At 70.2% G+C, this 26,108-nt stretch carries 3 protein-coding genes (1 of these 3 only partly in view); 1 reads left to right on the top strand and 2 read right to left on the bottom strand.

The window, feature by feature from the left end:
- Window positions 1-456 carry the 5' portion of an amino acid adenylation domain-containing protein gene (locus MP11Mi_RS10620; protein WP_420038898.1) on the bottom strand. Its footprint begins 5,367 nt before the window's first position, so the window shows 456 of its 5,823 coding nt (coding positions 1-456); its start codon is at window positions 454-456; its stop codon lies beyond the left edge, outside the window.
- Window positions 449-25,783, bottom strand: a complete 25,335-nt coding sequence (locus MP11Mi_RS10615) for a non-ribosomal peptide synthase/polyketide synthase (protein ID WP_420042070.1) — start codon at window positions 25,781-25,783, stop codon at window positions 449-451. Before MP11Mi_RS10615 ends, MP11Mi_RS10620 begins: the two co-directional genes overlap by 8 nt.
- On the opposite strand from MP11Mi_RS10615, the gene MP11Mi_RS10610 reads away from it, so the two are divergent.
- On the top strand, window positions 25,749-26,108 hold the full coding sequence (locus tag MP11Mi_RS10610) for a hypothetical protein (protein ID WP_420042163.1): 360 nt from the start codon (window positions 25,749-25,751) through the stop codon (window positions 26,106-26,108). The genes MP11Mi_RS10615 and MP11Mi_RS10610 overlap by 35 nt on opposite strands.

Here is a 26,108-nt window from a genome sequence, read left to right as displayed (position 1 = left end):
GGGGCCAGACCGCTCCTCAGCCCGGACCGGTGCGGCAGGCGTCGTCGGCGATGAGCAGTCCACCACGTCCACCCGAGCGAGACCGCGGAAGCGTTCGCGTGCCGGTTGCAGATCACCGGAGGACAGCACCAGCGCGACACCCGCGGTCTCGACCATGTATCGGCAGCGCTCATCGGGCAGGTCGGTGGTCATCGGCACGAACTGTCCACCCGCCGCCGACACCGCGTGCAGCGCGACGATGAGCTCCACGGAGCGGTCGATCTGGACGCCGACGGCCACCTCAGGTCCGACGCCCGCGTCGATCAGGGTGCGAGCCAACGCCGCCACCCGGTCGGTGAACTCGCCGTACGACACGGTGCGGTCGCCGAACACGATCGCCGCCCGGCCGGACGGCACGATCGGAGCGACCATGCCCGACACCGGCTGCGGCGTCTCCTCGCGCACTCGATCAGTCACGCTGATCCACCTCCTGAACTCGGGTGTTCTCCTGGACTCGGGTGCTCAATGCGGGCAACGTGTGCGCCGAGCCGGCCGGCTCCGGTCCCCGCGACCATCGCAGCACCTGATCGCGTTCCGCGCGTGTCATCAACGGGACCGTCGAGATCAGCGTGTTCGGATCCGTGGCGAACTCGTCGAGCATCGTGATGAAGCGGTCGCCGAACACCATCACCGACGCTTCGTCGAACAGGTCGGTCGCGTACACGATCCGGACCGCCCAGTCGCCGCCACGGTTCGCCTCGACCGTCACCGACAGGTCGTAGTTCGCGGGCACGACCGGCGGTTGCACGGCCGACACGGACAGCCCCGCCACATCGGGCGCATCGCCAGACGCAGTGGTGTCGGTGAGGCTGACGATCACTTGGGCGAGCGCCGTGAACGCCTCCGACCGGGCGGGCTGGACTCGCTCCACAACGGACTCGAAGGGGGCGTCTGCGTGGTCGAACGCCTCCACGTCGGTGGCCCGGACATCGGCGAGGAAGTCCGCGAACCGCGTCCGCGGACGGATCGGCGTGCGCAGGATCAAGGTGTTGACGAACATCCCGACCAACGGTTCGATCTCACTGCGTCCGCGGCCGGCGATGGGGGTCGCGACCGCGACGTCGTCCGTCGCCGACAGCCGCGACATCAGCACAGCGAGCACCGCGTGGACGACCATGAACGATGTCATACCGAAGTCGGCGGCGACGGCGTCGACCCGGGCGCCGGTGATCCGGTCTATCGGCAGCTGCACCATCGCACCGCGGTGCGACGCGACCGGCGGACGCGGCCGGTCGGCGGGCAGATCGATGACGTCCGGCGACCCCGCGAGACGCTCGGCCCAAAACCCGAGTTGCCCGCCGATCACCGAATCCGGGTCGTCGGGTGTGCCGAGCATCGCGCGCTGCCAGATCGCGTAGTCGGCGAACTGCACCGGAAGCGACGGGAAGGCCGGGGCCTGCCCGGCCTGCCGAGCGAGGTACGCGGTGACGATGTCGGAGATGAGCGGGCGCATCGATTCACCGTCGCCGATCAGGTGATGCAACACCGCGAACAGAATGTGCTCGTCGGGACCCACCTGCAGCAGACGGACCCGGAACGGTACCCGCGCCGCCACGTCGAAGCCCGTAGCCGCTGCCTCTTCGACGGCGGCCATCGTGTCGACGACCCGCCAGTCCGGGGTGGCCGTCGGCGTGCCGACAGCGTGCACCACCTGGTGGGGTTCGCCAGCCGACTGCCCGAACGTGGTGCGGAGGATCTCGTGCCGCGCGACCACGTCGTCGACGGCCAAACGCATGGCGTTCACGTCGAGTTCTCCGTCCAGGCGCACCCCGATCGGGATGTTGTACGCCGCGGTGCCGGGAGCGAACTGTTCGATGAACCAGATCCGCTGCTGGGCGAACGAGAGTGGGACGACGTCGGGGCGCGGCGACACCGCACGCACCGGTCCGAGTGCCGGGCGTGCGTCTGCGGCGTCGATCACCGAGGCGAGGGCCGCCACGGTGTCCGCACCGAACACGTCGCGCACCGACACCGCGGCTCCGGTCCGGTCGGACAGTTGGGCCGCATAACGGGCGGCCGAGAGCGAGTCGCCGCCGAGTGCGAAGAAACTCGCGTCGACGGACACCGACTCGGGCTCGACACCCAGCACCGCGGCGGCGACCTCGACGACGGCAAGTTCGGTCTGACTCGTCGGCGCCGCGAACTCGCCGGTCTCGACGACCGGCTCGGGCAGCGCTCGCTTGTCGAGTTTCCCGACCGGCGTCAACGGCAGTGCGTCGAGTACGGTCACCGATCCGGGAACCATGTGGGCCGGCAATGCTCGACTCGCGAACGCGCGCAACTCACCAGGGTCGACAGTGTCGTCGAGCACCACGTACGCGGCGAGCGAGGTCGCGACGGATCCGCCGACGCCGACGACGACGGCCGACGCGACCGCCGGATGCCCGGCGAGGACGGTCTCGATCTCGCCGAGCTCGATGCGGAGTCCGCGGAGCTTCACTTGCTCGTCGGACCGCCCCGTGTACTCGAGGGTCAGCGCTCCGTTACGGTCGGTCGCCCACCGCACCACGTCGCCGGTCCGGTACATCCGGGCGCCCGCCGAACCGTAAGGGTCGGCGACGAACCGTTCGGAGGTCAGACCGGGTTTGTCGGCGTAGCCGCGGGATAGCGCGTTGCCTGCGACGTACAGTTCGCCCGGCATGCCGACCGGGACCGGACGGAGCCGCCCGTCGAGCACCATCAGGTCGACTCCGCCGATCGGGCCGCCGAGATGGACGGGCTCGCCGACCTGCAACGTCGCGCTGATCGTGATGCCGATCGTCGTCTCGGTTGGCCCGTACAGGTTGTGCAGGTCGACGGTCGACGACCATTGGTCGACGACGGTCTGCGGCACCGCTTCACCACCTACGGCGACCGACGACAGACTGGGCACCCGGGCCGGATCGAGCGTCGCGAGCACCGACGGGGTCAGGAACGTGTGGGTCACGCGGTGGCGAACGATGAAGGCTTCGAGCGCGCCGCCGCCGACCGCGTCGGACGGACGGTACGCGAGGGTTCCCGCGTTGACCGTCGCCAGCAGATATTCGAGTACCGAGGCGTCGAAGCTCGGCGACGCGAAGCCGAGCACGACCGGAGCCTGCTCGGCGTGCAGTCGCGCCGTCGCCTGGCGGGCGAAGTTCGCCAGACCCGAATGGGTCACCGCCACGCCCTTGGGGCGTCCCGTGGAACCCGACGTGTAGATCAGGTATGCCATATTCTCCGGAGCGATCGGAGCCAGTCGTTCGGCCGAGTCGATCGGGGCGGCCGACCGCGCCGCGACGTCTGCCACGACCTCGCGGTCGTCGAGGCGCAACCATTCGAACGAGTCACCGGGCAACGGCCCCGACGTCCCGAAGTCCGCCGTCGCCAAGCCGAGCACCGCCGACGAGTCCTCGACCATCGCGGCGACGCGATCGGCCGGATAGTCGGGGTCGATCGGCACATACGCGCCGCCGGTCTTGGCGACGGCCCAGATCGCGGTCAACAACAGCGACGAGCGGCCGATGGCCAGCGCGACGGGACGTTCGACGCCGATACCGCGTTCGATGAGCATGCGCGCCAACCGGTTGGACTGCTCGTCGAGTTCACGGTAGGTGAGCTCGACGCCGGCCGCGTCGACCACGGCAGAGCGTTGCGGAGCACGCCGCGCCGCAGCGGTGAACATCTCCGGCAGCAGCACCGGCGGCACCCCGCGGCCCGCCGTGGCGGGCAGCGTGCCATCGGCCTGCGCGAGCGGCACGTCGATCAACGCGAGATCATCGAGAGCGAGGTCGTCGCCGTCGCTGGTCACGCTGCCACTGATCCCACTCTCGCCGATTGCGGTGAGGATCCGGCCGAGCGTGTCGAGGAGCGATCGTGCACGCTCCGCCGAGACCTGGTCGGGCAGGAACTTCAAGGTCAACGCGATCGACATGTCGTCGCCCGGGTGCGGTGCTGCGGACAGGGTCAACGGATAGTGCGTCGCGTCCGAGGCGTCGACACCCACCAATTGCAGCGCGTCGGACGGCTGGTCGCCGGCTGCGCCCGCCGTCGCCGGGTCCAGCGGATACGACTCGTAGACGAACAGCGTGTCGAACAGGACCGGGTGCCCGGTCGCCTCGCTGATGTCGGCCAATCCGATGTGCTGGTGGCCGAGAACCCTCGTCTTCGCTGCCTGCAGCTCCACCGCCGCGTCGGCGATGGACACACCGGCGCCGACGGTGACTGCTGCGGGCAGCGTATTGATGAACAACCCGATGGTGGCGTCGGAGCCGACGACCTCGGCGGGTCGTCCCGAGACGGTCTCGCCGAACACCACAGTCGGCGAGTCGACGAGCCGCGACAGCAGGACAGCCCAGCCGAGTTGGAGCAGCGTGGACGTGGTGACGCCGAGTTCGCGACCGCGCGCGTGAATCCGGGCGCCGACGGCGTCGTCGAGTTCGGCACGGACCTCGAGCGGTTCGCTGTCGACCCGATACCGATCGCCGGTGCCGACCAGCGTCGGCCCAGCCACATCCGATAGGACGTCGCGCCACGCCGCGATATCTGCTGCCGGGTCGGAGTCGCCCAGCCACTGCAGGAAACGGTGGTAGCCGTCGATGGTGACCTGCGGCGCCTGGTCTGCCGGATCGGCGTACGCCGACAGGATCTCGGCAAGCAGGAGCGGACCCGACCAGCCGTCGAGGATCAGGTGGTGGTTGGTCACGATCAGGCTCGAGTCGCCGTCGGATGCGGCGACCAGCGTGAATCGGATGAGAGGTCCGTCGGCCACATCGAACGGGGTCCGGCGTTCGGTCGCCGCGACGGAGGCGACATCGGCCGCAGGCTCCGCGATCTCCAGTCGGACGGTCGAGGAGTCCGGGACCACGGCGACCGGGGTGCCCGACGCGGTGCGGACGAAGGTCGACCGCAGCGCGGCATTGCGGCCGGTCACCGTGGTCAGCGCGCGGTGCAGGCGACCGGCGTCGACCCGGCCCCGCAAGCGCAGGACCGCCTGGGTGACGTATACGTCCAGGCCGTCGCCGACGATCTCGGACTGGAAGAACAGCCCGCGCTGCAGCGGCGACAACGGCCACAGCGCGGCGTCCGGATGGCGGTCGACGAGGTCGTCGATCTCCGGTTGGGTCAGCGCCGCTCCTGGGATGTCCATCGGGCTCGGCCCGACCATCCCGCCCAGCTCGTCGACTCGGGCGACGAGACGTTCGAGTTCGCGCTGCCAGTACTGCGCCAGCAGGGTCGACGTCTCGCGGTCGAGCACCGCGGCGGGAGCCGCGATCGACAGATCGAGGTGGCGGCCGGACTCGTCGGCAGTGACGGCGACGTCGACCGACAGTGCGTTCAGCGCTGTCATCGCGCCGGAGACGGTCGCGGGCAGGACGGGCCCGGACACCGGTACGAGGAGGTCGGCGCCATCGAATGCGGGTTCGGTGTCGCCGCTGCGGCCCGCGCCCGCGAAGTTGAAGCCGATCTCCGGCAACGGGGCGTCGGCGAGCGGGGAATCCGGCCGCAGATAGCGTCGGGCGCCGAACGACAGGCCGCCATCGGGGTGGCTCGCCCGCGATTCGCGGACGGCCTTCACCGCGTGGACCGGGTCGTCGTCGGTGCTGATCGCGATCGGCTCGAGCGCGGTGAACCAGCCGACCGTGCGCGTCAGGTCTGCGCCGGGCGCGACCTGCTCCTGGCGGCCATGACCCTCCAGCAGCAGGTTGACGCGGCGACGTTCGTCGTCGCCCAACACACGGTGCACCGCAGCGGCGAAGGTGGCGACGAGGACGTCGATCGGGGCTCCGCCGAATACCGCGGGCAACGTGGTCAATGCCGATTCGGTGAGATCGGCAGGCATCTGCCAACCTATCGACTCGACGGTCGCCTGGCGATCGCGGGCGCGATCGAACGCATCGGCGAGCACTCCCCCGGGCAGTTGGACGGACTCATCGGTCGGAAGCTGCGCGAGCCAGTACTCGTCGGTGCGCCCCAGATCCGGCGAGTCGGGGGCGGCGAGCTCGGCGAGAACGCCAGCCCACCGCCGGGCCGACGTCCCTTCGTCGGCGAGTTCGGCGGGCGCGCCCGCGGCCAATTGCGCGTCCGCCGCGGCGAGGTCGGTGAGGATCGTCTGCCACGACACGATGTCGACCGCGACGTGGTGGGCGGCGACGACGAGGCGTCCCGCACCGGTCGCAGCCCGGACACCGACCGCGGCGAACACGGTTCCCTGCGACGGATCGAGCGCGGCGAGCGCCGTCCGGTGCGCATCACGAACAGCGGTGTCCCAGTCGCCGACCGAGTCGGTCAGATCGATGGCGACGAACGGCGTCGACTCCGCCGCGCCCGCGCGGAGGGCGGGGCGACCGTCGACCGTCGAGAGCACCGCGCGGAGCATCGGGTGGACGGCGGCCACCGCGTCGACCACATCTCGGAGGTGGTCGGGCCCGACGCGGGCGGGCAGGTTGACGACGACGGCCTGCGAGAAGTCGTCGGCGTCGCCCGGGTCGACGACGTGATCGAGCATCCAGCGCACCATGGGCGGCACCGGCACGATGTCGCCATCGCCGCCGCCGTCGTATTCGGCGAGCGCGAGTGGTGCCGTGTCGACGACGGCCGCGAGGGCCCGGACTGTCGGGTTCTCGAAGATGTCCCGCGGGCTCACCGGGTGTCCGGCGGCGCGCAACGCCGACGCCAACTGGATCGACGCGATGGAGTCGCCGCCGAGCGCGAAGAACGACTCGGTGACGCTGACGCCGGTACGCCCCAGCACGCCTGCGAAGACGTGCGCGATGGACGCCTCGACCTCGTCGGCGGGCGGCACCACGCCGTCCCGCTCGGTCTCGGGCGGGGCAGGCAGTGCATTCCGGTCGAGTTTGCCGAGCACCGTGGTCGGCAGTTCGTCGAGTTGGACGATCGCCGACGGCATCATGTAGCCGGGCAGCCGTGCCGCGAGAGCCCCGCGAACGTCCGATTCGACGACGACGAGTCCTGGCCGCGCCACGAGATAGCTGACCAGCCGGGTCCGGCCGTCGGCGCCGACCCGGTCGAGCGTCACCGCCTGCGCGACATCGGGCTGTGCGGCGAGGACCGCGTCGATCTCGCCGAGTTCCACTCGCTGACCATTGATCTTCACCTGGAAGTCGGACCGGCCGACATATTCGAGGTCACCGTGCCGGGTGTAACGGACGAGGTCGCCCGTCGCGTACATCCGGGCACCGGGCGCGGTGAAGTCGCACGCGACGAATCGCGATGCGGTGAGTCCCGCGCGACGCAGGTAGCCGAGCGCGAGCGCGTCACCGGTCAGATACAGCTCGCCGGTCACTCCGGCGGGGACGGGACGCAACCGCGGCCCCAACACCATCGCGGTCACGCCGGGGATCGGCACACCGATGGTGACGGGCCGGTCGGCGGCGATCTCGCTCGCGGTGGCCCACACGGTGGTCTCGGACGGCCCGTACAGGTTGCCCATCCGCCTGCCGGTCGACCATCGCGCCGTCAGGTCAGGCGGGCATGCCTCACCCGCGACGGTCACCGTCCGCACGGTCGGCACATCGTCGGGATCGAGGGTGGCGAGCACCGTCGGAGTGATGACGAGGTCGGTCACCGCCCCGGCGTCAATAACCTGCGCGAGGTCGTGTCCGCCGTACACATCGGGTGGCGACACCACGAGTTCGGCTCCGCGCGCGTACGCCCAGATCATCTCGAAGAAGGCCGCGTCGAAGCTCGGGGACGCGACGTGCAGGACGCGGCCCTCGGAGGTTGTGCCCAGCTCGGACGTCTGGGCGGCGACGAGGTTCGCGACGCCTCGGTTCGCGACCGCGACGGCCTTCGGCAGGCCCGTCGACCCGGACGTGTAGATGAGGTACGCGAGGTCGTCGAGCATCGGTTCGCGACGGCGCTCGCCGTCCCGCAGCGGCTCGGTCGCTGTGCCGTCGAGCGCGCGACGCATATCGTCGCCGTCGATGGACAGCCATGTTCCGACGGACAGCGACGGACGGTCGGCCTCGGTGGTCAATCCGATGCGGACGTCCGCGTCGGCGAGCATGTGCGCGACCCGGTCCCCGGCCAGTCGCGGGTCCACCGGCACGTACGCGGCACCGGTTTTCACCACGGCCCACACCGCGAGCACCGATTCGACACCACGGCCGATGCCGAGTGCGACGACGTCGCCGGGGCCGACACCGCGGCCGATCAACTGCCGGGCGAGCGCGTTGCTGCGGGTTTCGAATTCCCCGTAGGTCAGTCGCCGGTCGCCGCACCGCACCGCGGGTGCGTCGACGTCGATCGCACGTCGGTCCAGCAGGTCGACGAGGGTGATCGGCTCGGCCGACGCGCCGCCACCGAGAACTGGTGCGGGGTCAGTGTCGACGGTCAGATCAATGTCGCCGACCGGTACGCCCGGGGTGTCGACGAAGGCCTGCAGGATCGCCGTCAGCCGCTCGGCGAACGCAGCGATCGTCGTGTGGTCGAAGAGTGCGACCGCATAATTGAACAGGCCGCTGACCGTCGTCGAGCCGTCCGCCTCGCGGCGACGCGACCAACCAAGAGACAGGTCAACCTTGGCGGTCGCCACGTCGGGGTCGACCCAGCTGACGCCGATGTCACCGACGCGTGTCGGCCCGGTCGGCTGGCTTCCCGCCGTCTGCTGGTCGGTGGACTGGTATGTCAAGCCGATCTGGAACAGCGGAGACACGGACAGGTCGCGTGCCCCGGCGACCGCGTCGACGAGTTCTTCGAACGGCAGGTCGGTGCGGGAGAGCGCTGCGACGTCGGTGTCGCGGACGTCGGTCAGCACGGCCGCGGAGTCGGCGCCGAGATCGATCTCGGTACGGAGCACTACCGTGTTGACGAACATGCCGATCAGCTCGTCGAGTTCGGCGGCTCCGCGGCCGGCGACAGCTGCGCCGACCGCGATGTCGGTCTCGCCGGACAGACGTGCGGCGAGGACGCTCAACGCGGCGTGCACCACCATGAACTCGGTCATCTGGTGTGCGCGGGCGACGCGGTCGATCCCGGCGGCGAGGGAGTCGGCGACAGCGAACTCGTAGTCGGCGCCTCGCGAGTCGCGGATCGCGGGCCGGGTCCGATCGGTCGGGAGCGCGAGCACCTCCGGCGCGCCGGCGAGTCGATCCCGCCAGTAAGCGAGTTGGCCGCCGACCACCGAGTCGGCGTCGTCCACGCTGCCCAGGTGGCGGCGCTGCCACAGCGCGTAATCGGCGATCTGGATCGAGAGTGCACCCATGTCGGGCGCGGCGCCGCGCGCTCGGGCCTCATAGCCTGCGAGCAGCGCGGCGACCAGCGGGCGCAGCGACTCGCCGTCGCCCGCGATGTGGTGGATGACGATCGCCAAGGTGTACGCGGTGGCGTTCTCGCGCAACAGGACCGCGCGGATCGGCCACTCGGCGGACACGTCGAAGCCTGCGGTGACCGCGGTGCGGAGCGCCGCGGGATCGCTGGTCGTCGTCCAGTCGAGTCGGGACCGGACGGCCGCGGCGTCGGCGATCACCTGGTGTGGGATTCCGTCGGGGTCCGCCGGGAAGACGGTGCGCAGCACTTCGTGGCGGTCCACGACGTCGGCGACGGCGGCCGCGACGGCGTCGGCGTCGACCGGGCCGGTCAGCGACAGGATGATCGGCACGTTGTAGGCGCCCGCCGACGTGTCGAACTGGTTGATGAACCACATCCGCTGCTGGGCGAACGACAGCGGGATCCGGTCCGGCCGCGGTGTGACGGCGCGGATCGGCGGGACGACGGCCGCGGCGTCGCCCGAGCGCGCGTGAGCCACCAGGCCGCGCACGGTCGGCGACTCGAACAGGTCCCGGACCGCGATGTCGACGCCGAGCGCGTCGCCGACTCGCGCCGCGACTCGCGCCACGCTCAACGAGTTGCCACCGACGTCGAAGAACGACGCGGTCGCCGACACTCGGTCGACCCCCAGCACGTCCGCGACGATCTCAGCCACGACACGTTCGGTGTCGTCGGCGGGCGCGACGTACTCGTCGGCGTGGAACTGCGGTTCGGGCAGGGCTCGACGGTTGATCTTGCCCGCGGCGTTCAACGGCAACTCGTCGAGGAGCATCCACCCGCCGGGCCGCATGAACGTCGGCAACGTCTCGACGGCATGCTGTTTGAGCGTCGCCAGATCGAGCGCGGCGCCCGACACGTACGCGACGAGCTGCTGGCCGGCGGGCGTGTCGACAACCGCGGCCACAACGTTCGCGACACCGGGGTGGCGGGCGAGGACGCCCTCGACCTCGCCCAATTCGATGCGCTGCCCGCGCAACTTCACCTGGAAGTCGGCGCGTCCGATGTACTCGAGTTCCCCGAGTCGGTTCCACCGTGCCAGGTCACCGGTTCGATACATGCGGGCGCCGGAGCCGATGAACGGGTCGGCGACGAAGCGTTCGACCGTCAGCCCCGGCCTGGCCTCGTAGCCGCGGGCCACCCGCACGCCGCCGTGGTAGAGCTCGCCGACCACACCGACCGGGACGGGCTTCAGACGTTCGTCGAGAACGTACGACGAGGTGTCGGTGACGGGCGAGCCGAGCGGGATCGTCCCTTCGGCTCCGACCACGCGGTGCACCACCGAGTAGATCGTCGTCTCGGTCGGTCCGTACAGGTTGAACAGCCAGACGTGCGGCAGTCGTTCGTGGACGGCAGCCGCCAGCCCCGGCGACAAGGCTTCGCCGCCGACACCGAGCGCGCGGAGTGCGTCCAGTTCGGCCAGTTCCTCGTCGGTCGCGAGGTCGAGCATGGCGGCCAGCAGAGACGGCACCAGGACCACTGAGGTGACGCGTTCGCGGCGGATCACCTCGAGCATGTAGCGCGGGTCGCGTTCCCCGTCCGGGCGGAGCATCACCGAACGCCCGCCGTCGGCGACGGGCCGGAGGAAATCGATGACGGACGGGTCGAAGGTGATCGCCAATGCGAACAGGACCGAGTCCTCCGGCCCGAAGCCGAACCTCCGGAAGTCGTCGTCGACCATGGTCCGCAGCGCGCCATGCGAGACGGTGACGCCCTTCGGCAGTCCCGTCGACCCGGAGGTGAACACTGTGTACACCGAGGTCGTGGGACGGATCGGTCCGAGTCGTTCGGTCTGCCGCAACGGCTGGACGCCGGTCGACGGCAACGGTCGGTCGGCGTCGAGCCGGATCAGGTGAAGCGCCGCGAACTCGACGTCCGAGAGGATCGGCAGTTCCGTCGTCTGATCGGTGAGGACGACCGCGGCGCCCGAGGTGCGTAGGAGGTACGCGATGCGCTCCGCCGGAGCCTGCGGGTCGATCGGCACGTAGCGGCCACCCGCGTCGAGGACCGCGTGGAACGCTATCGCCAACTCGATCGAGCGTGGCATGCACACGGCCACCGCGACCTCGGGTCCCACTCCGGTATCGATAAGGTCGCGCGCCGCGAGGGTCACCCGCTCATGCAGTTCGCGGTAAGTCAGGGTGCGCTCGCCGAGAGTGAGAGCTGGTGCGTGCGGGGTGCGCGCCGAGTGCTCGGTGAGCATCTCTGACACGATGGCGTCCTCGTCGAGCCCGGACAGCCCGGCGCGGGCGCTGTCGATGCCAGCCAACGCGGCCAGGCGCCCGCGTTCGTTGTCTAGCAGCAGGTCGGCGTCTCCGACGGCGGCCGTCGGGTCGCTGGTCAACTTGTCGAGGACCCGGATAAATCGGGCGACGATCCGGGCCACGGTGGACGGGTCGAACAGGTCCATCGCGTAGATGATCGACGCATCCCACGCTTGGTCGGGTGCGGGCGCGACGGCGAACGTCAAATCGACCTTCGCCGGGATGCGGTCCGGTTCGACAGCGTCGACGCGGAGGCCTGCGATGTCGGATACCGGGCCGTCGGCGGCAGCGAGCGCTCCACCCGCCAGTTCGATCATCGAGGCGCGTTCGAACGTCAGCGCGATCTGCGACAACGGCGCGAACGCCTCCGACCGCACCGGGTTGACCCGGTCGACGACCACTTCGAACGGCACGTCGGCGTGGGCGAACGCCGCCAGGTCGATCTCTCGGACCCGGTCGACGAGAGCCGCGAACGACTCGGTCGAGTCGATCCGGCTGCGGAGCACGAGGGTGTTGACGAACATGCCGACGAGGTCGTCGAGCGACTGCTGTCCACGGCCCGCGACGGGGGTCGACACTGTGACGTCCCCTTCGCCCGAGGCACGTGCGATCAGCACGGCGAGCGCGGCCTGCACGACCATGAACTCGGTGGCTCCGGCGGCCGCTGCGGCGGCGGACACCTGTGCGGCGACCGGCGCCGGGATCTCGAATCGGTGGGCGGCGCCCCGTTGCGAGGCGACGGTGGGTCGTGGTCGGTCGGTCGGCAGTTCCACCACGTCCGGGACACCCGCCAGATGGTCCTGCCAATAGGCGAGCTGACGCCCGATCTCCGACTCCGGGTCGTCGACGGCGCCGAGTTCGCGGTGCTGCCAGAGTGCGTAGTCGGCGAATTGCAGGTCGAGTTCGGGCGTCGTCCACTGCTCGCCCGCGCGGCGGGCCGTGTACGCGGAGACGAGGTCGGTGACGAACGGCCGCATCGACTCGCCGTCGAACGCGATGTGATGCAGTACCACCAGCAGCAGGTAATCGTCGGGTCCGCTCGCGAGGAGCCGCGCGCGCACCGGCCAGTCGACGGTGACGTCGAAGCCTGCGGTCGCGGCGGCGGTGAGCGAGTCCTGATCGGACACGGCCGCCCAGTCGAGGGTCGATGAGACGTCGGCTGCGTCGCCGACTGCCTGGTAGGCAACACCGTCGCGGTGCGGGAAGCGGGTCCGCAGAACTTCGTGTCGAGTGACGACGTCGATGAGCGCGCCGTGCAGCGCGTCGACGTCCATCTCGCCGCGTAGACGTAGCGCGAGGGGCACGTTGTACGCGGGCGACTGCGCGTCGTAACGGTTGATGAACCACATCCGCTGCTGGGCGAACGACAACGGGATGTCGGCGGGGCGGACTGCCGCCGCGACGATCGGCGGGGCACCGCGGCCGGTGGCCGCCGACGCGCGCGCGGCGAGCGCCCGCACCGTCGGTGCTTCGAACACGTCGCGGACTGTCACCGTGGTGTCGAGCGCCGCGCCGACTCGCGCGGCGAGTCGGGTCGCCGACAGCGAATCGCCGCCGACCTCGAAGAAGCTGTCGGTGGCTCCGACCCGGTCAATCTCCAAGAGTTCGGCGAAGATGTCGGCGACCCGGGTCTCGACGTCGTCGGCGGGCGGTACATAGTCTGCTAGTGCGTCGATGGCGACCTCGGGCAGCGCCGCGCGATCCAGTTTGCCGACCGGGGTCAACGGCATCTCGTCGAGGATCATGACGCCTGCGGGCACCATATAGCCCGGCAGGTGGTCGGCGAGGTGTTCGCGCAGTAGCGCCGGGGTCGCCGACGCACCGTCGGTGAGCACGGCGTACGCGTTCAGCCGGGTGACCTGTGCGCCTTCGGTCACCGCGGTGACCGCGGCCATCCGCACGTCCGGATGGCCGTCGAGCACGTGCTCGATGTCGCCGAGCTCGAGTCGTTGGCCGCGGAGCTTCACCTGGAAGTCGCTGCGCCCCATGTGTTCGAGGACCAGGTGCCCCGCACTGTCACCGATGATCCATCGCACGAGGTCGCCGGTGCGATACATGCGGGTACCCGGTTCACCGAACGGGCAGGCGACGAACGCGCCTGCGGTCTGGCCTGCACGGCGCCGGTAACCGCGGGCCAGCGACGGGCCGAGAATGTACAGTTCGCCGACGGCTCCGACCGGGACGCCGGACAGCGTCTTGTCGAGGACCACCATCCCGGTGCCCGGGAGCGGGCCGCCGATGTCCATCGGGGCGTCCAGAGTCTTCGCGGTACTCGCCGAGACCACCATGGTGGTCTCGCTGGGGCCGTACACGTTGTGGAAGCGCGCGTGCGGAGCCCACCGGTTCCGTAGTTCACTCGGCACGTTCTCGCCGCCCGTGCACACCATCTGCAGCGGGGTGCGCTCAGGTCGGAGGGTCTCGGTCACGCGGGTCGTCAAGAATGCGTGCCTGATGTCTCGACTGGTGAGGAACTCTTCGAGTTCGGTGCCGCCGACTGCCGACGGCGGGCGGATGTGGAGGGTGCCACCGACGGCGAGGGCCAGGAGCAGTTCGAGGACTGACGCGTCGAAGCTCGGCGACGCGAACGACAGGACGGTGCCGCCGTCGGCGACGTCGAGGGCCGCCGCGTGTGCTGCCGCATAGGGCGCGATCCCTCGCCCGGTGATCTCGACGCCCTTCGGGACGCCGGTCGAACCGGAGGTGTAGATGACGTAGGCGACGGCGTCGAGGAAGCGGCGACCGGCCGTCTCCGCGTCGGTCAACTGATCGGTGGAGTACGCGGCCAGTCCGTCACGCGACAGCTCGTCGATATCTGTCCAGGTGACGTCGGCGCCTGCGGGCGGCTGCTCGCCACCCGCGGACAAACCCAGGTTCGCGCCGGAGTCGGCGAGCATGAACGCGATGCGGTCCGCCGGGTATTCGGTGTCGACCGGCAAGAAACCCGCACCGGCTTTGGCGACCGCCCATAGGCAGACGTGCAGGTCGAGCGAGCGGCCGATGGCGAGGGCGACGATGTCGTCGGCCCCGACGCCGCGGTTGATGAGCCAACGGGCGAGCGCGTTTGACGCGCGGTCGAGCTCCGCGTAGGTCAGCGATTCGCCGGTGTGGTCGACGACCGCGGTGCGGTCCGGCCATCGCGCGGCGGCCGCTGTCACTAGTTCGGCCAGGGTCGCTTCCGGTGCGAGTGGCGGCGTGCCCACGGCGAGCAGCCGGTCGCGGTCGGAGTCGTCGAGGAGCCGCACTGCGCCCAGCAGCGTGCGCGGCTCGGCGGAGAACTGGCGCAGGACGGTGCGGAGGGCGTCGGCGACGGCTTCGGCCAAGCCCAGCGGCACCAGGTCGGGCCGGTATTTGATGGTCAGCGACAGGTCGTTGCCGTGGCTGGCGGCCGCGACGCTCACCGGGTAGTGCGTCGAGTCGGACGTGTGGACCGCCGCGACGGACAGCCCTGCGAGGTCACCCGCGGCTGCGAGCGAGGCCGCGTCGATCGGGTACGACTCGTACACGACGAGCGAGTCGAACAGGACGGGCTCGCCGAGCGCCGCCGAGATTTCGGGCAAACCGATGTACTGGTAGTCGAGGGTGGCCAGCTTCGCGTCGGTGAGTCTGCTCAACGCGTCGGTCACCGACTCCGCGTCGTCGAGTTCCACCTGGACGGGCAGTGTGTTGATGAACAGGCCGACCATGCGCTCGATGCCGTCGACTTCGGGGGGACGACCGGACACGGTCTCACCGAAGACCACCGTGTGCTGGTCCGTGTAGCGGCCGAGGACGACCGCCCATGCCAATTGCAGGATCGTGGACACGGTGCTGCCGCTGGTCCGCGCAAGCGATTCCAGAGCCCCGAATTCGGGTGCGCCGAGCATGACCTGATGGTCGACGGACACCCGCCGCCCCTCGGGACGGGCGCCGGTGGAGATCAGCGATGCGCCGCGGAAACCGGTGAGCGCCCGCGTCCACGCGGCGACCCCCTCCGCCCGATCCTGGCGAGCCAGCCACTGCAGGTACGTGTCGAAGTCGGCGCTGCTCGACTGTCCGTCGGCGACGCCCGCGTAGGCGGCGAACAGTTCGGCGAGCAGGACCGGCCCGGACCAGCCATCGAGAACGATGTGGTGGTTCGTGACGATCAGCGTCGACGCGCCCTCGGATTGGACCAGGGCGAAGCGGATCGCGCCCGGACGACTCAAGTCGAAGTGGTCGGCGGCGGCGCGCGCCGCTATCTCGTCCACCGCCGCGGCGCGTGCCGAGGTGTCGGCGAGTCCGCGCAGGTCGAACTCGGCCCAGTCCGGCGCGGCGTCCGGCGAGATGACCGCGACCGCGGTGCCTGCCGTCGTCCGTACGAACGCGGCACGCAGGATCGCTCGACGTGACAGGACGGTGGATGCGGCGGCCCGCAGACGGGCCGCGTCCACCGGCCCGTCCAGATCGATGCGCACCTGGGAGGCGTAGAAGTCGACCGGGCCGGAATCCTCGGTCGCCGAGTCACCGGCCTGCGCGATGTCGGATTCGAAAAGCAGCCCGGCCTGCAGCGGGGTGAGCCGCCAGACGTCCCACCCGGCGAACCGATCGTCCAGATTGTCCACTTCGTCTTGCGATAGGTCGACCCCGGGAATGTCCGACGGCGTTCGACCGATCGGTCGACCGGACGCCAGCACGTCGCAAACGCCGCGCAGTTCCTCGACCCACAGCCGACAGATGTCGTCGACGTCGGCGGCGTCGACGATCGCGGGCAGGTGACTCACGTCCGCGTCGACGAGGTAGCCGGTCTCCTGGTCGCGGACGGACACGTTGACCGCGAGGCCCGCGACGGGTACGAGTCCACCCGTCCTGGACCCGGGGAGTCGGTGCGGATCTGGCGCTGGCGCGAACGGCGGCAGGGTCGCCGGTTCGCTGTCGGCGACGGTCCGCGCGACTCCCAGATAGTTAAAGGCGATCTCGGGCAGCGCTGCGGCCCGCAGCGCGCGCAGGTCGGCGGTGACGGCGCCGTCGGGGATCTCGCCCCATCGCAGGACGCCGAAACCAACGCCGGTGTCCGCCGCGGTTGCCAGCTCTTCCCTGACGGCCTTGACCGCGGTGATGCGCGACGTCGTTCCACCAGGGACCCGGACCGCGGATACGGTAGTGAACCAGCCGACTGTCCGACCCAGGTCGGCGCCCGGCGCGATCTGTTCGGCGCGCCCATGGCCTTCGACGAGGATCGGCACGCCGTCGAGGTCCCCGCTCACCGGATCGGCCCATCGGACGAGTGCGCGCCCGAGGGCCGCGATCAGCACGTCCTGCGGGGTGCCGCCGAATGCGGCGGGTGCGTCCTCGACGATTGTCTGCGCGAGGTCGGCATCGATCTTCAGCAGGTGCGTCGCCAGGTCGCGTTCCCGGTCGACGCTCGGATCGATACGACGACGCAGGATCGGAGGCCGGGTGGCGCTCTCGCCGCGGCCGAGACGGTCGGCCCACAGCGCGGCCTCGTCGACACGCGCCGCGGACTGCTCGGCGATGGCGGTGTTCCAGCGGCGGACCGAGGTGGCCTCCCCCGCCACGTCGATCGGTGCGCCCGCGTTCGCTTGTGCCCAGGCGGTGGCCAGGTCGGCGATGATGATCGACCACGACACGGTGTCGACGGCGAGGTGGTGTGCGGCGACGACGATGCGGCCCGCCGACGGCACGGTGACCGCGGAGAAGTCCCGCCCGGCGGCGGGATCGAGCAGGGACATCGCCTGCCGGTGCGCGTCGTCGACGTCGGCGGCGCCCACGGCGATCTGCTGGTCGGCGTCGAACTCGACGTCGCCGGCACTCAGGCGGTCTGCGCCCTGCTCGCGGTATAGACGCGCCGTCAGCATCGGGTGTGCGGCGGCCACCGCCGCGAACGCTGCACGGACGCGGTCCGGGTCGGCGTCGGGGGCGAGGACGAGGACCGCGGCCTGCGAATAGTCGGCGAGGTCGACTGTCGCCGGGGCCCGGTCGAGGAGCCATCGCATGACCGGCGTCAAGGGGGTCTCGCCGACGCCGCCTCCGGGGAGCTCGTGCAGAACTAGCGGACGGTCCTCCCGTACCGCGAGCGCCAGGGCTCGGGCAGTACGGTGCTCGAAGATGTCGCGCGGTCGCAGATCGAAACCGTTGGCGCGCAACGCGGCCGACAACGAGATGGAGACGATCGAGTCGCCGCCGAGTTCGAAGAACGAGTCGGTTGCCGAGACCTCGTCGACGCCTAGAAGCGACGCGATGATCTCGGCGATGCGCGTCTCGCGTTCGCCGACCGGCGCGATGAACGCGGAGTGTCGGGTGAGGGCCGGCGCGGGCAACGCGTCCCGGTCGAGTTTGCCCATCGGGGTGCGGGGAAGCTCGTCGAGGACCACGATGGCCGACGGGACCATGTAGTCGGCCAGCTGCTCGCGCAGGCTGCGTTCGACCGCGTCCACCTCGATGCTGCCGTCGACACCCACCACATAGGACGCAAGGACGGTGCGGCCCGTCGGACCGGGCACTCCGACGGTCACCGCCTGTGCGACGGCCGGGAGTGAACGGAGCGCCGCGTCGATCTCGGCGAGTTCGACGCGCTGGCCACGCACCTTGACTTGGAAGTCGGTGCGCCCGGCGAACTCGATGTCGGCGTCCGCCGTCCAACGGACAAGGTCTCCGGTTCGGTACATGCGCGCGCCGGGTCGCCCGTACGGGTCAGCGACGAAACGGTCCGCGGTGAGGTCCGGTCGATGCAGGTAGCCGCGCGCCAGACCGGGCGCCGCGATGTACATCTCGCCGACGACCCCGATCGGCACGGGCTGCAGCCGGGCATCGAGGACGAGGATCTCCACGTCGTTGATCGGTCGTCCGATGGTGACCGGGCGTCCGGCCGCCAGCGGAGCCGACGTCGCCCAGATCGTGGTCTCGGTCGGGCCGTACAGGTTGATCATCGTGCGTCCGGGCGCCCACCGGTCCACCAGTTCGGGCGGACACGCCTCGCCTGCGGTCGTCAGACGGCGCAGGCGCGTTCCGCACCCCTCGGGGACAGTCGCGAGTGCGGTCGGGGTGATAACGGCGTCGGTGACGCGGTGGCGCTCGATGAGGTCAGCGAGGTCGGCGCCGCCGTACACGTCGGCGGGCGACACGACGAGGGGGACGCCTGCGGCGAAGGCCCAGAACATCTCGAAGAACGCAGCGTCGAAGCTCGGTGAGGCGACGTGCAGAACACGCGCGTCCAGGTCGTCGCCGGTCACCGCCGCCTGTGCCGCGGCGAGGGCGGCGAGGCCGCGGTGCGGTACGGCGACGGCCTTCGGCCGTCCGGTGGATCCGGACGTGTAGATGACGTAGACGAGGTCGTCGAGGTGCGGGGGGCGACGCAGTTCGGCGGTGTCGACCGGGTCGACGGACAGTTCGGCGAGTTGGGCGGTGACCGTCGAATCGTCCAAAGCGATCCACTCGCACGATGCGTCGGCGGGACCGAGGTCGTCGACGGTCAGGCCGAACCGGACATCGGAGTCGGCGAGCATGTAGTCGATGCGGTCGGCGGGCAGACGCGGGTCGATCGGCAGGTATGCCGCACCGGTCGTGAGGACCGCCCACACGGCGAGCACGGATTCGCGCGACCGCGGGATGCACACGGCGACGACATCGCCCGGTCCGATGTCTGCGGCGAGCAGCCATCGCGCCAACCGGTTCGTGGCGGCGTCGGCGGCGGCGTTGTCCAGTTCGCCTGCCTCGTCGATGATCGCCGGAGCGTACGGCGACACCGTCCGTGCGGCGCGCAGGTCGAACAACGTCGCGGGTGCAGGCGCCCGAGAGCTGGTGGCTGGGACGAGGTCGCCGCGTTGCGCCGAGGTCAGCAACCCGATGTCGCCGACCGGCGTGCTGCTGGTGGTCGCGACGGCGGTCAGCACGTGAAGCCAGGTGTCGGCGAAACGCTGCGCGGTCGCCCGGTCGAACAGTGCCGTCGCGAAGCTCATCTCGCCGGCGAGGGTGACGTCGCCGTCGGCGTTTCGACTCTCGATCACGCCGAATTCGAGGTCGAAGCGCGATGTCGGGACCGCCAGGTCCTCGCCGCGCACGCGCAGGCCCGCGACCGTCTGTTCCGCGTCGATCGCGGCGTCGCGACGCTGATAGGTCATGCCGACCTGGAACAGCGGCGCGTACGCGGTGGAGCGTTCGGGGGCGAGGACGTCCACCAACTGCTCGAACGGCAGGTCGGCGTGCGCGAACGCGTCCAGGTCCACGCGACGGAGTTCGTCGAGGAGTTCGGTCGCCGTCGCGTCGGGGCGGACCCGGGTGCGGAGCACCAGCGTGTTGACGAACATGCCGACCAGGTCGTCGATCTCCGGGCGGCCGCGACCGGCGATGGCGACACCGATGGAGACGTCGTCGGTCGATGCGAGTCGTGCCATTGCGACTGCGACGGCCAGGTGCACGACCATGAACGGGGTCGCTCCCCGACGTGCCGCCAAGTCGACTACCGCGTCGGCCACCGACTGTGGGACGGTCAACGCCACTCGGTCACCGGTCTGGTCGACGACGGCCGGACGCCTACGGTCCGCGGGCAGCGCGAGGGTCTCGGGCGCGCCAGCGAGCTGGTCGCGCCAGTACGAGGCCTGCTGGGCGGCCAACGAATCGGTGGTGCCGACGTCGCCGAGATGCTCGCGGTGCCACTGCGCGAAGTCTGCGTATTGGATGTGCAGGGGGTCGAGTCCGAGCGGATGCCCGGTGACTCGGGCCTCGTACGCGGCCATCAGGTCGCGGGCCAGCAACGGTACCGACTGTCCGTCGAAGGCGATGTGGTGGACGACTATGAGCAACGTGTGCCGAGCCGGTCCCCCGTGTTCCTGTCCCGTATATTCCTGGCTGACGATCGCAATGCGCACCGGCAAGTCGGTGGTGACGTCGAATCCGGCCATCGCGGCGGCCTCGGCGTCGGCGAGCCGATCGTGCAGCGGCCAGCCTAGGCGGGCCGCCGCGTCCGCGACGTCGCACACCTGTTGGTACGGCTCGGACGAGCCAGCCCGCGTCGGGAACAGTGTGCGCAACACCTCGTGTCGTTCGAGGACGTCGGAGACTGCGGCGCGCAGCGCGGTGTGATCCACCGCGCCGTCCAGACGCAGCATCATCGGGATGTTGTAGGCGGCCGACGCGGTGTCGAACTGGTTGATGAACCACAGTCGTTGCTGGGCCGGCGAGAGCGGAGGGAACGCGCCCCGCTCCGACGGCGCAGCAATGACCGACTCCTCAGCGTCGTCGACGCGCTCGGCTAGTTCGCGCGGCGACGGCGCGTCGAAGAGATCGCGGATCGCCAGTCGGGAGCCGAGGGCGTCGTCGATCCGCGCGACGACCCGGGTCGCCGACAGGGAGTCGCCGCCGATCTCGAAGAATGACGCGGTGGCCGAGACCTCCGGCACGTCGAGGACGTCGGCGAAGACTGCCGCGATCGTCTTCTCGACGACACCGTCCGGGGCGACGAACTCCTGCGCGACGAACTCCGGGGCGGGCAGTGCCCGGCGATCGAGCTTTCCGGCGGTGTTCAGCGGGATCGACTCGAGTACCGTCCAGACGGTCGGCACCATGTACTCGGGGAGGGCTTCCTCTACAAATCGTCGAACCTGCGCGACGTCCACGTCGCGCCCGGGCGCGGCCGCGAAATATCCGGCCAACTGTTGCCCGCCGCCGGGCGCGACCGCGACGACGACCGCGGCGTGCGTGACGTTCGGCGCACCGGAGAGCACCGATTCGATCTCGCCGAGCTCGATCCGTTGCCCATGCAGCTTCACCTGGAAGTCGGCTCGTCCGATGTAGTCGAGTTCGGCCCCACCGCTCGCCCGAACGAGGTCGCCAGTCCGGTACAGCCGCCCTCCGGGTGCGCCGAACGGGTCGGCGACGAACCGCTCCGCGGTCAGGTCGGGTCGGTCGGCGTAACCGCGCGCGAGTTGCACACCGCCGAGATAAAGTTCGCCGACGACGTCGGGTCCGACCGGGTGCATCCGGTCGTCGAGCACATAGGCGGTCGAGTTCCACATCGGACGACCGATGGGTACTGAGACGGGCTGCTCGACGGCGGGATCGAATGTCACCTCGTAGTAGGTGATCTCGACCGCGGCCTCGGTCGGCCCATAGAGGTTGTACAGGCGAGTGTCGGGCAGCGCCGCACGCACCTGCCCGGCGACCGTCGCAGGCAATGCCTCACCGGTCGTCGAGATGATCCGGAGACCGTCGAGCGCGCTGAGCCGTTCGACGCCGAGCACGTCGACGAAAACCGAGAGGACCGACGGCACGAAGTGCACCATCGTCGCGCCGGTCTCGGCTATCAACTCCGCCATGTACACCGGTTCCAGGTGACCGCCCGGGCGGGCGATGACCAGTCGTGCGCCCACCATGAGCGGCGCGAGTAGTTCCGGGACCGAGCAGTCGAAGGTGAATGGCGTCTTGAGCACCACCCGGTCGGCTGGCAGCACGTCCAGTCCCCAGCGCAGTCGGTTCATCACGGCTGCGTGGCTGAGCGTCACGCCTTTGGGGCGGCCGGTGGAGCCGGAGGTGAACAGGGTGTACAGCGCCGAGTCCGGGGTGAGCGTCCCGTGCCGTTCGGTCGCGCCGACCGGAGCGACCTCGTCGGCGGGAAGTTCGGTTGAGGCGTCCACCACGATCGTCGCCACGCCGTGGACGCCGTCGAACACGGTCGGTGATCGGTCGGCCGTCACGGCCGGTACGAGGGCGACCGTCACGCCGGCGGTATCCACCATGTATTGGACGCGGTCTGCGGGTGTGTCCGCGTCGACCGGAACGTACTGTCCACCCGCGGCGATGATCGCGTGGATCGCGACGATGAGATCGATCGAGCGCGGGATCGAGACCGCGACCGCTGTCTCCGTGCGGACTCCGGCGGCGATCAGTTCGCGGGCCAGCAGGGATACGCGGACGCCGAGTTCGCGGTAGTCGACGTGCCGTCCCTCGAATACGAGTGCCACCTCGTCTGGAGTACGTACAGACTGCTGGGTGAGTGCGTCGCCGACGAGTTCGGGGTGCAGGTCGACGACATTGCCTGCCGCGAGGCGGTCGATCGCGGCGCGGTCATCGTCGCTGAGTAGATTTACGTCGCCGACGGCCGACGCGGGCTCGGTCAGCAGGGCGCGCGCCACCCGCCGGAACACGTCGATGAAGCCGTTGATCCGGTCCGCGTCGAACAGGTCGGTCGCGTATTCGATGACCCCGGACAGCGCACCGTCCCCGTCGGATGTCCCACCCTGCAGGAAGGTGATCGCGAGGTCGTATTCGGTGAGGTCCCGATACTGTTCCAGCCGTTCGACGCCGACGCCTGGCAGCGACAGTTCCGCTCCACGGGTGTCCTGCAGAACGAGGAGCACCTGGAACAGCGGCGCGTGCGCTGTGCTCCGGACCGGGTCGAGGTCGTCGACGACCAGGTCGAACGGGATGTCTGCGTGGGCGAACGCGGCGAGGTCTTCGGTGCGGACCTGGGCGAGGAGGCCGGCCAGGTCGGCGGCCGGATCGATCTCCGTGCGCAGCACCAGCGTGTTGACGAACATCCCGATGAGGTCGTCGAGCGCGGCGTCGGTCCGCCCGCCGAACGGGGTCCCGATCGTGATGTCACGGGTCCCGGCCAGCCGGGACAACGCCACCGCCCACAGTGCGTGCACCACCATGAAGACGGACACGTTGTGCTCGTGCGCGGCCTCGTCGATCCGTCGGGCGAGGCCGGCGTCGATGTCGAAGGTGATCGAGTCCGCCGACTTTCCGAGAACTTGCGGGCGCGGGCGGTCGGTCGGCAGCGCGAGGACCTCGTCGACGCCTGCGAGCCGGTCCCGCCAGAACCGCAGCTGTTGGGCTGCCATCGAGCTCGGGTCCGACGGGTCGCCGACGACAGCGGTCTGCCATGTCGAGTAGTCGGCATATTGGACGGGCAGCTCAGACCACGACGGCGGACGCCCTTCGGCGCGGGCCGCGTACGAGATCATGAGGTCGCGCGCCAACGGCGTCAGCGACGCCCCGTCGACGATGATGTGGTGTGCGACGAGGACGAAGACGTGATCACGCAGACCGGACCCACTGCCCGAAACCTCCTCGCCGTCCTGGACCCGGAGGAGGCGTGCGCGCAATGGCGGCGCCGACCGCAGATCGAAGCCGCTGCCGAAGAGCTCGGCGAGTGTCTGCGCTAGATGCTCCTCGGTGACCGTCGTCGGCGGGGCCACCTGCACATCGGGCCGATACCCGGCGGCGGTGCTGCACACAACCTGTTCGGGCACCCCGTCGACGGCCGGGAACCGGGTTCGTAACGACTCGTGACGGCCGATCAGATCGTGCATCGCAGCGTCGAGAGCGACCGGGTCCAGGTCGCCTCGCAGCCGCAGCACCAGCGGGACGTTGTACGCCGGACTGCCGGGATCGAACTCGGCGAGGAACCACATGCGCCGCTGTTCCAGCGCCAACGGAATCGGCCCGCCGACGTCTGTGCGCCGCCGCAACTGCGGTCGATCGCCGCGAGTCCGGCGGTTCAGGAGGACGCTCAGGCTGCGGACCGACGGCGCGTCGAACACGTCGCGGACACCGACGTGAACGTCGAACAGACGCCCGACGCGTGCCGCGATCTGCGTCGCCGCCAACGAGTTGCCGCCGAGGTCGAACATCGATTCGGTGACGCTCGGCTCGTCGATGCCGAGGACTTCGGCGAAGACCTCGGCGACGGCGGTCTCGTCGGCGTCTTCCGGTGCCGCGTACTCGCCTGCCGTCCCGGCCAGGACCGGTTCGGGCAATGCTCGGCGATCCAGCTTCCCATTGACCGTCAACGGCAGTTGGTCGAGGACCACGACCGCGTCGGGGACCATGTACGACGGCACGTGCAGCGACGCGGTGTGGCGGACCGCGACCGGGTCGACCTCCGGTCCGCCGGCGGCCGCGACCACGTATCCGACGAGCAGTTCCATACCGGGGCCGTCGATGTCGCCGCCTGTCCTCGTCTTGACGGCTGCCGCAGCCGCGGACACGCCGTCCGCGGCGAGGAGCGCGGCCTCGACCTCGCCGAGCTCGATACGGAATCCCCGCAGCTTGACCTGGGCGTCGCCGCGTCCCAGATATTCGAGGTTGCCCGCGTTCCACACCCCGAGGTCGCCGCTGCGGTACATGCGTGTGCCGTCGCCTGCGAACGGGTCGGCGACGAACCGCCCCGCGCTCAGACCTGGCCGACCGAGGTAGCCGCGGGTCACCTGTGTGCCGCTCACATAGATCTCGCCGGGCACACCGTCCGGCACCGCCCGCAGCCGCGCATCCAACAGGTGGATCGTCAGGTTCGGCAGACCGACGCCGACGTCCGAGGCTGCGGTCGCCTCCACGAGTTCAGGGTCGAGTGCCCGGAACGTCGAGTGGACTGTTGTCTCGGTGATGCCGTACATGTTGACCAGGATCGGCCCGTCGCCGTCGCCTGCCGCGCGACGATCGGCGTACCACCGACGAACCTGGTGGAAGTCGAGGGCTTCGCCCGCGAAGATCATGTACCGGACCGACGGCGATAACTGACCGACACCCGGCCGCACCGACGCCGACAGTTGGTAGTAGGCCGACGGCGTCTGCGAGACGACCGTCGCCTGCTCGGTCGCGAGCAGTGCGGCGAACTCGTCCGGGCTGCGCGTGGTCACGTAGTCGACGACTACGAGGCGACCGCCGAACAGCAGCGCGCCCCACATCTCGAACACCGACACGTCGAACGCGTACGAGTGGAACATAGTCCACACGTCGGTCTCGTCGATGTCGTATTCGCGTGCCGCGGCGGCCATCAGTGCGACGACGTTTCGATGCTCGACGACGACGCCTTTGGGCCGGCCGGTGGAACCCGAGGTGTAGATCATGTACGCCGCGGACGCGGGATCGATCACGTTCGGCAGGCGGTGGGCGATGCCGTCGAATCCGGCGGCGGAGAGCTCACCGATGGTCGCGCGCGCCGCGCGCAGGAAGCCCAACCGGTCGACGTCGGTGGGTTCGGCGACCACCAGGACGGGATCGGCGTCGTCGACGACGAAGGTCAGCCGATCCTCGGGGTGTGCGGTGTCGAGCGGCAGGTACGCCGCGCCGGCTTTGACGACGCCCAGGACCGCGACGAGGACGTCGACCGTCCGGTCCAGTGCCAGCCCGACGACATCTCCTGCGCGCACTCCTCGAGCTGCGAGCCCGGCCGCCAATTCGTCGGATCGACGGTCCAGTTCTTGGTACGAGAGGACGCGTCCTGTGGCATCGCATACCGCGGGACGATCGGCGTGCAGGTGGGCCGCCGACCGGAATAGGCCGGCCAGCGATGCCCAGTCGACTGACCGCGTTGGCGACGTCGGCGGGCGAACCGGCGGCGCCGAGCGTCCCGGCGACAGCCGCGCTGACCGCGGCTTCCGGGTCGAGTCCCTGTGCGGCGAAGATCTGCGCGGTCGTGGCGACCTGAGCGTCGAGCGCGGCGAACGACACCGGCCCGGCGGCGCCGGTGAAGGCTTCGGCCTGCGGCGCGATCGCCGAGCCGACTCCGACCAGGTGAGGTGTCGACGGCCGATCGCCCCACATCTGTTGGAGAGTCGTTGCCACCGCGTCACCCGACACTGA

Origin of the sequence: Gordonia abscondita (genome assembly GCF_032711245.1) — a bacterium.
GTDB lineage: Bacteria > Actinomycetota > Actinomycetes > Mycobacteriales > Mycobacteriaceae > Gordonia.
The sequence above is the reverse complement of the archived record's forward strand: the minus strand, read 5'-3'. Positions and strand labels throughout refer to the sequence as shown.